This is a genomic window from Virgibacillus sp. LDC1 (assembly GCF_025792345.1).
Classification (GTDB): domain Bacteria; phylum Bacillota; class Bacilli; order Paenibacillales; family Paenibacillaceae; genus Paenibacillus_AQ; species Paenibacillus_AQ lautus.
The window spans coordinates 298,355-311,508 of the sequence record NZ_JAOXLZ010000005.1 but is presented as its reverse complement, the minus strand read 5'-3'; the positions used below and the strand labels follow the sequence as shown (position 1 = coordinate 311,508).

The 13,154-nt window shown below is 52.3% G+C and carries 9 protein-coding genes; all 9 read right to left on the bottom strand.

Going from position 1 to position 13,154, the window contains the following annotated elements:
• Window positions 1–139: 139 nt before the first annotated feature.
• The gene (locus tag OHJ21_RS26045; RefSeq protein ID WP_486021572.1) at window positions 140–1,720 is read right to left on the bottom strand and encodes an extracellular solute-binding protein; all 1,581 of its coding nucleotides are present in this window, start codon (window positions 1,718–1,720) and stop codon (window positions 140–142) included.
• 140 nt (window positions 1,721–1,860) lie between these two features.
• Window positions 1,861–2,733: a carbohydrate ABC transporter permease gene (locus tag OHJ21_RS26040; RefSeq protein ID WP_100540503.1), complete on the bottom strand. Its 873-nt coding sequence runs from the start codon at window positions 2,731–2,733 to the stop codon at window positions 1,861–1,863.
• A 17-nt stretch (window positions 2,734–2,750) separates the two neighbouring features.
• Window positions 2,751–3,701 (bottom strand): ABC transporter permease, encoded by a 951-nt coding sequence (locus tag OHJ21_RS26035; RefSeq protein ID WP_100540843.1) that lies wholly within the window; start codon window positions 3,699–3,701, stop codon window positions 2,751–2,753.
• Window positions 3,702–4,443: 742 nt separating this feature from the next.
• Entirely contained in the window at window positions 4,444–5,478 is a 1,035-nt protein-coding gene (locus OHJ21_RS26030; protein ID WP_486021571.1) for a glycoside hydrolase family protein, read from the bottom strand.
• A 7-nt stretch (window positions 5,479–5,485) separates the two neighbouring features.
• On the bottom strand, window positions 5,486–7,297 hold the full coding sequence (locus OHJ21_RS26025; protein ID WP_486021570.1) for an alpha-L-fucosidase: 1,812 nt from the start codon (window positions 7,295–7,297) through the stop codon (window positions 5,486–5,488).
• A 215-nt stretch (window positions 7,298–7,512) separates the two neighbouring features.
• Window positions 7,513–8,448 (bottom strand): dihydrodipicolinate synthase family protein, encoded by a 936-nt coding sequence (locus OHJ21_RS26020; protein ID WP_486021569.1) that lies wholly within the window; start codon window positions 8,446–8,448, stop codon window positions 7,513–7,515.
• 18 nt (window positions 8,449–8,466) lie between these two features.
• The gene (locus OHJ21_RS26015; RefSeq protein WP_486021568.1) at window positions 8,467–9,504 is read right to left on the bottom strand and encodes a sialidase family protein; all 1,038 of its coding nucleotides are present in this window, start codon (window positions 9,502–9,504) and stop codon (window positions 8,467–8,469) included.
• Window positions 9,494–12,247 carry an exo-alpha-sialidase gene (locus OHJ21_RS26010; protein WP_486021567.1) on the bottom strand — a complete coding sequence of 918 codons (2,754 nt, stop codon included), beginning with the start codon at window positions 12,245–12,247 and terminating at the stop codon, window positions 9,494–9,496. Before OHJ21_RS26010 ends, OHJ21_RS26015 begins: the two co-directional genes overlap by 11 nt.
• 13 nt (window positions 12,248–12,260) lie before the next feature.
• Complete coding sequence (locus tag OHJ21_RS26005) at window positions 12,261–13,148, bottom strand: carbohydrate ABC transporter permease (RefSeq protein ID WP_486021566.1); 888 nt, start codon at window positions 13,146–13,148, stop codon at window positions 12,261–12,263.
• Between the last annotated feature and the right edge of the window lie 6 nt (window positions 13,149–13,154).

The following is a 13,154-nucleotide window of genomic DNA, read 5'->3' as shown; positions in this document are numbered from 1 at the left end:
CGGATACCTGTGATGGTAAGACCGGCGGATACCTAGATTTTTCATCCTTCGCTCATTCGGGTTAAAACGCTTACATATCGGATCTATTGTACACGATATATGGAACAAACAGGAGATGCCCTACTTCCTATCTTGGATGTTATCTCGTACGGTCTACGACATTTTCCTTGTTCCTCCAGCGCTCCGTCGCTTCCTTGATGATCTCATCCCCGCCCTTGGCACGGTATTCCTCCAGCACCTTCGGCCAATCGGAGATCGGCTGCTTGCCATAGATCATCTTCACCATGCTGTCCAGGATGAATTTAGGTCCCGTATCTCCGGTCGAAGCCAGGTCCGGGAACTTGGAGAAGCTGTTCAGATTCGCCATGAACGTAATGCCGCCGCGGCCTTCATTGCTCAGCACATCGCTGAACGCCTTGATCACGTCCTGGCCATCCTCGGTAAGGGCCGTCTGCTTCTTATTATAGGTCAGCTCATGAACGAACCACAGCTGGTTGGCCCGGAAGCCCGCTTCGTCGACCTCTTGTTTGGTCACAGGCCACTTATAGTTGACATTCCCGTTCTCCATCGTGTAATTCTCGCCTTCAATCCCGAAGGAGAAGAACATATCGGCTTCCTCCGTCAGCATCCAATCCAGAAATTTAATGATTTCAATGGCTTTCTCTGTTCCCACCTTGTTATTGATATAGTACGTGGTCGATACCGAGCTGTATAAGCCGAGTCCGCCCTTGCCGTCCGGTCCGGTCGGGGATGGGTAAATATCCACCTTCATCGAAGGATCCACTTCCTTCAGCTTGGTGCGGAACCCGATCAGCCCCTCGCCGTTGGAGGCCCACATCCCGGATTTGCCGGCATTGATATTGCGTCCGTAATCCTCTTGAGAGAGCGAAGCGAAATCCTTCGGAATCAGACCCTCATCATACATCGTCTTATACGTCTGGAGCGCCTTGGTCATGTTCTCGACATCGAAAAATTTCGGTACGACCTCCCCATTCAGCTCCATGAACTGGAACGGCAGCACATCGTATGCCCCAAGGAAGGTATCCGCATATTTAAAGCCCTCACGGTACTGGTAGGGGTGCTCTACACCCAGCTTCTTAAAGGCACGCAGCATATCCAGGTACTCTTCGACGGTTTTAGGCGCTTCCTTGATACCGGCCTTCTCCATGAGATCCGTGCGAATGAATGTCGCGCGGCGCGACGGATTTTCCAGCCAGGCCGGAATGCCGTAGATTTTGCCGTTATAGGATACTTCCTCCCACGCTGCAGGAGTGACCATTTTCATCAAGTTCGGAGCATGCTCCTTGAGGAGGTCATCCAGCGGCATGAACACCCCGGCTTCCACCGAGCCCGACATGGACCCTGTTGTTGGACCTCCCCGCATATTTCCCACAACGTCCGGGATTTCGTTGCCTGCAAACATCAGACTCATCTTCTGATCAAATTCCTTGTGGGACATCAAGCGGATATCGAGATCCGTGTTCGTCATCTCCTCCAGCTTCAGCACCCATTTGTCCTTATTGATATCGGGTGACGATTCGATGTAGGTGTTGCCGCCCGTGGAAAAAGAAATCGAGAAGGACAGCTTGCTTGAGTCTGTACCTTGCTTCGTTTCTTCCGGCTTGGGACTGACAGCTCCTTCTTCCGGTTTCCCACCGCATCCCGCGAGCAGTGAGATCATCATGACGCTGATCAGTAAGACCGTCCAACTTTTTTTCATCAACCTCTCCCCTTTTTCACAAAAAATAGACAAGTGGCTCATTCATGAGGTAAGCGCTTTCGTTAAATCCATTTCATCGTAGCTCATAACCCTCATATGCAGTATTGGCGTTCTTATTATGGGATTGTGTTCTTTTACGATCAAGATTTGATCGAACCGATGAGCATGCCCTTAATAAAATATTTCTGCAGGAACGGGTAGACCAGAATGATCGGCAGCGTTGCGATCACAATCGTGGCCATTTTGATGCCCTCCGGGGACATGTTGGCCAGATTCTCAAACGTGGTGTCCATCTCTCCCATCTGATCGGTGATGACGATCTCTCTCAGACGAACCTGGAGCGGAAACAGCTGACGGCTATTGATATAGTATAGAGCGGACGAGTATGAATTCCAATGCGCAACGGCGTAAAACAATCCCATCGTCGCCATGACCGGCTTGGACAAAGGCAGCACGATGCTCGATATGATCCGCAGCTCCCCGCACCCGTCGATCCGGGCCGAATCAATGATTTCGTTCGGAAGATTCATGAAGAACGAGCGCATGATGAACAGGTTGTACGCGCTGATCGCGCCGGGAATGATCAGGGCCCATACCGTGTCCAGCATGTTCAGCGATTTAATCAGCAGATAGTTCGGAATGAGCGGCGCGCTGAAAATAAAGGTGACCAGCACGAGCATGAGGATGACCTTTCGCCCCCGATATTCATTGCGCGACAGCGGGTAGGCCAGCGAGGCCGTTGCGATCAGGTTGATCCCGGTCCCCACAACGGTCACGAATACGCTGATCATAAACGAACGCCACACCGAAGTATCGTTCAAAACGATCGCATAGTTGGAAAGCGTGAACTCCACCGGCCACAGGCCAACGTCTCCCCGCGAAATGGCCACATCGCTGCTGAGCGATTGCGCCGCAACGTGCAGGATCGGGAATATCATGGCGGCCGACACGACGGCCAGGAAGATATAGTTGAACATTTCGAATACGAATTCGCCTTTTGATCGTTTTATCATGTTTTTCGGTCACCTGCCTAATATAAGGAATTTCCAGTCGTTTTGCGGCTTATAGCGTTTCCGCCCACAATGAGCAGCAGCCCGATGAGAGATTTGAACAGCCCAATGGCCGTGGTGTAGCTGTACTGCTGTCCGAGCAGACCGACGCGGTAAATGTACGTATCCAGAATATCGCCCTTATTCTCGTTCAAGGCATTCAGGAACACAAATACCCGCTCGAACCCGAAATCGAGGAAATTGCCGATGTTCAGCAGGAACAGAATCATGATCGTGGGCAGAATCGACGGAATCGTAATCGCCAGGGTTTGGCGCCACCGGTTCGCGCCGTCTACGCGTGCAGCTTCATACAGGTCCGGATTGATCCCGGCCAGCGCTGCCAGGTAAATAATCGTTCCCCAGCCCGCTTCCTTCCAAATGCCGGAGCCGATCAGAATGCTGCGAATATAGCCTTCCTCGCCAAGGAAGTAAATCGGTTCGAGTCCCACCCACATCAGGATCTGATTGATGATGCCCGTGGTCGGAGACAGAATGCCTACCGCAATCCCCCCGATGATGACCCAGGACAGGAAGTGAGGCATGTAGATGACCGTTTGCAGCACCCGCTTGTACAGGACAAGACGAATCTCGTTCAACAGCAGGGCCAGAATAATCGGGATTGGAAAAGCGAATACGATGCTGTACATCCCGATCAGCAAGGTGTTCCAGAAGATCCGCAGAAACTCCTCGTACTGAAACATGCGGTAGAACTGATCCAGCCCTACCCATGGGCTTTCCCATATGCCTTTGAATAAGTTATACTCCTGAAAAGCCATGGCGCTCCCGAATAAAGGGACATATTTAAATACCAGAAAATAGAGGATGCCCGGAATCGAGATGAGGTATATCGCCTTGTACTTGCGAAAGCTGGATAACCATTCCCGGCTCCGCGCTGACGGTGTTAGCCGCGTGCTTGGGTTGATGTTCGCCATAAGGACCTCCCGTTGTAAGTTTGCCTTCGTATTCATCGTATAAGCGGAGGGCCTTGCCAACAATGGCGGCATTTGTTTGTCGATGTGTTTTTTTACGATTGTGTTTAAGAGGTTGTTCAAAAAGTCCGCTTTTGATAAGAAAACCTCTATCGAGGCCACTTCAAGGATGAGCGACCGCGATGCATAGGTAGGTTTTCTTGCGATATAGAATTTCATCAATTCCACTGATAACTCATAAATTCTATATCTAACACGAAGCGAATCAGGAAGCAGCTCGGCATCGAATCTTGAATTCAGCCGGGCCAAAGCGGATGCTTACGAAGTCATGTTTCCTGCGGAAACATCTTAGGTGCTCACGTACCCAAAACGTACGCTCCGCTCCTCACTCCCTAGCTTCATCCAACTGAAGCGTTTTGAAAAAACGCACATCGGAAGCATAAGCTTCGGTGCTGAAAATCGACCTTTTTGAACACGCACTTTAAGATGGGGGATTTGAGGCGGAATAGAGAAAAAAGCCCTGCTGCTAGCATGGTCTATCCGACCATGGTAAGCAGAAGGGCTTATGAGGGAAATGAACGGTGAAGTAAAACGCAGCCGTACATGAGAGCATGGGCCGCTGAGAGTAATCGGGCATTTCTTTCACCGCACACACTCCCAATACACGGTGCAGCATCGCATGACGGAGGGCGACCATCCGTTTCAGGTGCTGTTTATCATGCTTCGAATCGGATATGAATCGCTCTTATTCGTCGTCGTTCTCCGTAATCTCCCGAATCGGAATCGCCATATTCCAGGTCTCCGTACAATCGTAAAACCCGCGGCTCCCGTCCGAAGTCGCAGCAAACATCCAGGCCGGACGACCGTCCTCCATGAGCAAAAAAGGCCGTTCCAGGTTGCCCATCAGCCGCTCCGCACCATCATCCCACAGCACTCTGCGGGAATACACGGGTTCCCCTGGTTTGGTTGTCATCTTCCATTCTTCCCCGTTCGCTGACCACGCATGGACGCCGCTATAGCGCTCCCCACAGATGGAGCCGTCCATGTCCTTGGCAATCATTTCGTACCCGCGTGCCGTACGCCAAATGAAGGGATCTTCAATATGAATCGCTGGGGGAAACAGCGGTTCTGGCTGACGGTTGTAAGGACCGTACACAGATTCCGAGCAGGCCAAGCCCAGCTGCATGTTGCCATAGGAATGCCCTTCATAGGGACGAGATTTATAGATAAGCTTCACCGACCCGTCCTCATGAACACAGGGGGCCGGATTAGATACCAAGAAGCTGTCAAAATAATTCGGGCGGGGCAGCAGAACCGGATGATCCCTTCGAGTCCACGGGCCGGTTACGGAAGGGGCGGTCGCCACGCCGATCCGTTTGTTCGCCCTGGCTACCGCGACGAGCGGATCATTCGGAAGCAGCGGTTCCTCTTCTTCAGGTAGCGGAAACGGGAACGTCGTGCCCATATAATAAAGCACGTACGTGCCGTCCACCTTCACGATATGCGGATTGTGCACGCTGCATCCGTCCCAATAGGCCGCAGATCTGGCTCCGAGCACCGTCTCCTCGTATCCGTACGGTCCGGCCGGATGGTCGGAGACCGCACGGACGATCTCCGAGGCCGCAAGCCAGCCGGGATGCATGGGCAAGGATTTCGGCCAGCGCGAAGCAAACATATGGTACCGGGCATCCTCACCCTGGATAACGCTGCCGCACCATATCCAATATCCCGGCATTCGAAAGCCTCCTGCTACCGGTGCAGGATCAAATACGATTTTCATTGATTCCTCACTCCCTCTCCATTGGCAATAGCGTAACCTTGCGCAAATTCATTAATGAATCAGAAACCAGCGATAGTCCCCGTACTTCAAGACGATGTAAGCCTGCCGAGAGAATCGTCAGTTGACCTATCTCAAATTCTCCCCAGCATCCGTCCCCACCCGTATCTTTAACGGTACAAGTCAGCTTCTGTTCATCCAGGGACAACTCGAAATGCCCCCCCGCCTGATCCGCTGCAGCGGACAAGGTGACGATCACTCGACAGTGAATCGGCATCTCTTCCTCGGAACGAAATGTCCATTGAACAGCCGCATTTGGAGTTGTCCAGCCGGTAACGCCATCATGACCGCGTTTTCCATTATCGTAACGCAGGCCATCGCCCCAGGTAACACCATCATATGCCCAGAACGTATTCGGCATCCGGGAAATAAACCTTGGAGTGAGATGCGTCTCCAGCGCTCCATCCAGCTTTAGCTTGATCACCGTCGCATAGGCGTCCTGAGGTACCGAACGCACATCAATCTGCCAATCCCATGTCCCAAGCCGATGGATCGGCAGATTGTCTTCCTTCGCTCTCGTTCCGATAGGCCTCGCATATTGAACTCCGCTAGCGAGACCGGGCAATACCAATAAACCATCCTGCGGCCATTCTCTTACCAGCAGGTACAAGAGATTCTCATCCGGCTTCCATGTGCAATATCCCCACTGCGGCGTACCGATCGGACTGCCGCTCGTGCCGTATATCGCCTCGCCGTTCCGTTCCAGGAAGCTGCCCACCGTCTCCAGCAGGCTTCTTGACGTATCGTCAATCGTCCCGTTTCCGAGCGGCCCCACATTCAGTACCAGATTACCGTTCGTGGCTGCCACGCGCAGCAGCTGTTCGATCAATTCATCCGGACTCTTCCAATGGTCATCGTCATATCGGAACCCCCAGGAATCATTCAGCGTATGAATCGACTCCCATTCAGGCTGCACCGGATGGAACCGGAGCTGGTTATCATGCGGATTGCCGTAATCGGCAAACCGGTCATCCCGCAGTCGCTTGTTAATCAAGCAATCCGGCTGCAGCTTGCGTACCAGATCATAGAACCACACAGCGTGCTCGTCGCAGATCTTATGACCGCAATCAAACCACATCAAACCAATCGGACCGTAATCGGTCAACAGCTCCTCTACTTGAGGAAGAGCTTTCTCGTGAAGATAACGCTCGAAGCGTTCCCGCTTATCGTCATCTTCGATCCATTCCTCCAGTTGATCCCATGCGCCGATGTTATCCGGGTAATCCAGCGTGTTCCCCTGCGAATCGGGGTGATGCCAATCCATGGCATGGGAGTAGTAGATTCCAAGGCGAATCCCCTCCGATTCGCAGGCCTCTGCAAGCTCCTTGATCGGATCCCTTGGAAAATGAGCATGACGAGTAATCGAATAATCACTGACCTTGGAATCGTACATTGCAAACCCATCATGATGCTTGGCTGTCACGATAAGATATTTTGCCCCGGACCGCTTGGCCAGCGATACCCACTCGTGCGCATCAAACGCTTCCGGGTTCATCCCGGCTGCGGCCTCCGCATACTCGGTCACCGGAATCTTTCCCCTTAACTGGATATGCTCCGCATAATTGGCATCCACCCGTTCGCCGTTCCACTTCCCGCCCAGCATCGAATAAGGCCCCCAATGCACGAAGAGCCCAAAGCGAGCTTCGCGCCACCAGGCTATCCGACGGTTACGATCATGATCATTTACCCGCTTATTGCTTATGAGAGCATCCGACCTTCCCTGCTCCAGTCCTGCCCCATCCATATATTCATCCCGCTTCATGTTTATCCCTCCTCACCTGCCCGTCAGCGGTCCGACAGTCTAGTAACTTCCATTATAGAAGTAACGCTGGTGCAGCCTCTTTGTTTTTTTGGGTTGGGGTTGTGTTTTGTTGAGGTGTGGATCTATTTAAAACGTAAAACCAACAGACCTCACATAATGGCCTGTTGGTTTTTTGCAGATTGTTTAAGCTCTAACGCTCTACGCTCATTGCTCCCTTAAACCTTGATTCGATGATGATGCAGCAGCTCGCTATTCCGATAATAGTCGTCAATTTGCCGCCGCTCATCCTCCGTAAATTGTTTCAACGGCTGGCGTACCTTTGGTGAGGATAGTACTCCCTGGAGGAATAAGACATACTTCTCATACGCGATTACGTCAAACCTTACCATATGCGATACGACCTCATTCGCTTTCGACTGCAAAGACTGGAGAAGCTCCATATCCGGTCTCTCCATAGCGCTAATCTGAGCGTGCATCTGAACAAAAGGTTCAGGCATCATATTGAAAGTGCTTCCGATCGCGCCGTCGGCTCCGGCATAAGCCCCGCTTAAATATACCTCGTCATGCCCGTTATAGATCATGAATCGCTCCCCGCATAACGCTCGGATCTGCTGCATCTCAAACAGATTCAGCGAGGTGAATTTCACGCCCAAACATTGAGAGTTACGGCTCATGTGGCTGTAAAAGTCCATGGTTAGACTCACGCTGGTAGCGCCCGGATAATGATAGACGAGCATGGGCAGCGGTACGGCGGTCATGATCGTTTCATAATGCTCCCGGATCTCCTGCATCGTGACTTTATAATAGAACGGGACAACGGCCGATACGGCATCCACGCTTAAGGCTTCGGCATGCCGGGCTAGCTTAACCGACTCCATCGTACTTATGCAGCCGATATGCGCGATAACGGTCACTCGACCCTTTGTCGTCTTTACGACCGACTCAAGAACTTGCTGTCGTTCTTCTGTCGTCAGAATAAATCCTTCCCCTGTGCTTCCGCCAACGTAGAAGCCTTTAATTCCCAGCGAGATTTGATGTTCAACCAAACGAGACAACGATTCGAAATCAATCGATCCGTCTTCATGCATCGGGGTCAACAGTGCCGTAAATATGCCTTTAAATTTGCTGTGTTCTCCAGATATCTGGTTCACAAAACGTCCCCCTCATGTTTACAATGATTTCAATAAAAAATCATCCTCATAAAAGCTGTACCCGCGGATTTGCGCTCTAGGCGCATCATCCGCAATATATTGCACGACATAAATCTCCCCGTCTTCGAACTGTACCCAGCCCGAATAACCAAGGTCTGCAACTGGACTACGGTCGTAATCAATCGGCATGATTCTCGTCCACTGCTCCCGCCGCTCTATCGCCTTTGCTGATTCCTGATCCGTAAGAGCTGCGAAGAAGTTCTGTGTCCAGGTGCCAAGCCAGCCCTTACCGCCTTGCATGAAACGGTACGCAATCATAATGTTCCCGCTCTGAAGCATCCCTGAAACGGGACGATGACAACCGGGGAGAGGAACACGATACGGTCCGTTCCAAGTCTGGCCCTGATCATGGGATATTGATTTATAACAATCCAATCCCTGCCCTGAGTTCTCCCGGAGAAACGCAACTAACGTTCCATCCGGGAGGGGAAGTATACTTCCTTCACACAGCTTCAGATCCGGATGAGAAGCCACAGTGACAGGTCCCACCCAGTCCGCACCCTGATTATCGGAATACCAGAGCCGCTGCTCGCTTACCCCCGAATCCGGGTTTCGCTCATGGGCCGACAGCAGCCAGCGTCCGGTTGCAAGCTCACACAGTTTATCCGGAACGATACCGGTAACGGGCGTTTCCATAGGCTCCGACCAGTTATTCCCCTCCGCGTCTCCGATCCATATATAATTGCGGCCCCCGTTCTCCTTTTTCGCCGATATCAGATCCGCCACGATAACCAGCCGGTCGTCCCGAAGCCTCGATATGCGTGCACAATTCCAGTACGGAAGTCCGTTCGTCAATGACGTGAACGGTTGTTTGTCACTCCAGGTTCTCCCTTTGTCCGTACTTTCCGTCAACATCAGGCGTGTAGCCGACCGGTCTCCGTGGTGAGTGCATTGGGAAAATACGCATACCAGCTTGCCCGCGGCCGTTAGCGTTACGTCCGGCCATGCCTCATACCATTCCGTGTCTCTGCTGATTGCAAACCTTTCAATCGCCATCATGTTCATCCTCCTCATTGACAATTCTCGCTACTTCGATGATTACCGTCTTTGTCGTTGTATGTCCGGCATGATCTCTTGCTTCATAAGTGATGCTGTACTCCCGCTTCTGTCCGCCCGGGTTGTTGGCGGCCATCAGCTCAAAAGATGTGTCGCCAGTTCCAACCTCCGCACCACGGACGATTGAACATGGATCCTGTACACCGTTGCCGGTAACAGATACCAGTGCAATCGAAGCGATTCCGGATGATTCATCCTTGGTGTGGATTTCCATCTCCACCGGCACCCATTTGCGATTGGTTGGCCAGATAACGTTACGGTTCGGAGTAATCGTGATATCCGGTACCGTCTTGTCGATGGACAGCGTAAGGGTACGCCCCTCCTCCACATTGCCTGCCCCGTCCTGGCTCCGATACTCCATCGTGGTGATCCCTTCTGCAGAAACGGGGACCGCTCCTTCATATGCCTTCCATTCCCCGCCGTCCAGTCGATATTCCGTACCCGTTACCTCAGATTCCTCATCTGATGCCGTTAGCTCCACCGTCACATCGGAGGTGTACCATCCATTCACTCCACCTGGCTCCTCCGGAGTGACTATAGCTTTCGTTATCGGTGCTATCGCATCGGATGGCAGCTGATACAGCTTCCGGACGTCGGACAGATCCAGCGCGTGACGATAAATCCGCACATCGTCCAGACTGCCGTTCCAATCGCGATTCGCCACTGTGCCTTTATCGAAACCGACGAATGGCGGAGCGTCTTCGTTCGTCACATTCATGGCGGAACCGTCGAACCTCGCCGACGTCGCCGCCAGCTCACCGTTCACATATACGAGCAGATTACCGCCTTCCCGGATCCCCACAACATGTGTCCATTCCCCGGTTTTAACTAGACCCGATGGGGTTGCAATGCCAATCTCCCTGTTCAGCGGCAGTCCGTTCAAATTCATTCGAACCGCACCGTTCTGTTCGACCGACATCCACCACTGCGGCACACCCCGACCCGCCGTACCGTACCACATCAGCAGGTGTCGCTGTCGAGACAGCGTCTCCGGGTTGACCCAAGCCGCAAAGCTAAAGTCGCCAGTCCCAAAATGGAGATCCTGAGCTTGGGTGATCTCGACGTGAGAACGCTGTAAGGCATCCAGATGAAGAATATGGCCCTGCCCATCGGGACGAACCGCCCCTGGTCTTACCGCCGCACCGTTCTTCAGCAAACCGGTATGACCTTTGCCTGTCACATCCGTCACGCTCGAATCATCCGTCTGCTCAAAATCCCAATGAAGCAGCAGCTCCGGACGAGGTCTGGACCTATCCAATTCAATCGAATAGGTGCGTGTCTGACTCCCCAACCTAGCCGTAATGAGAAGATCTTCAAGTCCGTCAAGCCGAACCGCTCTTGGCACTCCTGAAGCCGCCGGCTCGCCCGCTATTTCAATTTCAATTCCTTCATTTGATGTAATCGGCGTCACCGTCACCTCTTCTGTTCCTTCATACATCGTCAGACGATATTGCTCGATATCGCCTCGAAACACGGGAGACAGCGAGCCTTCCGAGAACATCAGATCGTCCAGATGCGCTTCCTCCGCATCGAACCAAGCCAAATTGAATTTCGCAAACATGATTTTGTCATATGGTGTGTAACCCCCGCCTTCAAACAACAGGCCAATCGTTCCATCCGGTAGCACGGTGAGCGAAGAGTAGGCGGAATGCCCGCTGTATACGGTCTTTGCCTCCGGCCAGGTGGCTCCGTCATCATAACTGAGCCGGACCGTCATATTTTCTCTAACGTTCTCATTGGCCGGATTGGCGAAAAGCAGCAGCTTGCTGCCCAGCTCATTATCGGCAGGCATGTAGCGGACAATGCTCGCCTGCACAACAGGATCAATCAGCTCGGGCGTATAAAAAACCGGTGACCAGGTTGCTCCTTGGTCGCTGCTTGTCGATATCGCCCTCCGCTTCAGCTCTTTGTTAGCGGACAAACGGTCGTTCCGCATCAGCGTGCCGTCCGTCAGCTCCACAACGGTCGCCTCGTTTGTGTCCGCTTGGATATAGCCGCTCTGATACCAGGTTAAGCCATGGTCATCACTTTGAATGTTCCGTCCGATCGCCGGAATCACCAGCCTCCCTTGGTTCGGCCCATGCCGGAGCTGAATCCCGATTGCAGGTCCCGTTGCATCCCACCTTATATTGGATGGCTGCACCTCCTCGAAACGGTTCACCGGTTCCGACCAGGTGACTCCGTCATCGTCACTGTATGAGCTCCAGATCGTACGCACGCCTCGGCTCGTTCCATTGTTGATCTCTTCAATCGTGTCGTCACGATAATTATGATTCATAAATAACCATATGCGGCCATTGCTCTCATCCTGCACCGCCGTCGGATTTCCGCAGGTATCCGCGCCCATGTCACACACCATTTGGAGCGGCTCCCAGGTAGTGCCTCCGTCCAAGCTGCGCTTCAGCACAAGGTCGATATCGCCCGTATCGGAAGCGCTGTTTTTACGTCCTTCGGCAAACGCCAGCAGGGTTCCCTCCATGGTCGTCAATATGGTCGGAATGCGGAACGTATGATACCCCTCCGTACCAGCCACGAACAAATCGATATTGCGAAACTGCGGTTTTCCATCGGCCTGAGCCTGGGCCTCAGCAGCCTCACTCACGCCAACAGGTCCATAGGGAATGTGGGCAGCAATTAGAATAAGCACCATCCAGCCTATAAGTGACTTACGCAACGAAATCATGTTTATGAACCTCCTATCCTTTAATGGAGCCAACCATAACTCCCTTAACGAAGTATTTTTGCAGGAATGGATATACAAACAATATTGGCAGCGTACTGATCATAATGACCGCGGATTTCAGCGTGGCCGCCGGAGGCGGATTGCTTACGTATTCCAATTGGGCCTCATTCTGCGTGATTCCGGTCAGCAAAATGTTGCGCATGATGACCTGAACCGGCATCTTGTTGACATCATTAATGTAGATCGACGCCCCGAACCAATCATTCCAATGATGTACCGCATAGAATAAACCGATCGTGGCCATCGCCGGCATGGACAGCGGAATGACAATCTTGAACAGAATCAGCAAAGGGGTAGCCCCGTCAATGACGGCGGATTCCTCCAGCTCCTCCGGGAGTCCCATGAAGAAATTCCGGAGAATAAATAAATTCCACGCGCTGATCAGGCTGGGAAGGATAAGCACCCATAGCGTATCTTTAAGCCCCAGCGTATCCATCAACATATAGTTAGGGATCAAACCGCCTTGAAATATCATCGTCAGAAATATGAACAGCACAAGGCCGTTTCGTCCGGGCAAGCTCCGCCGGGCCAATCCATAAGCCAGCATGGATGTAAATAACAGATTGAGAATGGTGCCGACCACGACTCTGAAAATCGTAACCTGATAAGCATTTAAAATGATTTTCCCCCGGTTAAGCAGCACATCGTAGGCTGCGAAATCCAGCCGTTCCGGTATAAGCACGAACGCTCCGCGACGCATGGATTCCTCAGCGCTGATAAACGACGTTGACAGCACCGCAAGGAACGGAATAACAAACATGAGGGACAAGAAGATCAGAAAAACAATGTTGGCAACATCAAAAACTCGTTCACTTGTTGTAGGCTTTATTCCGCTCACCATATCCCC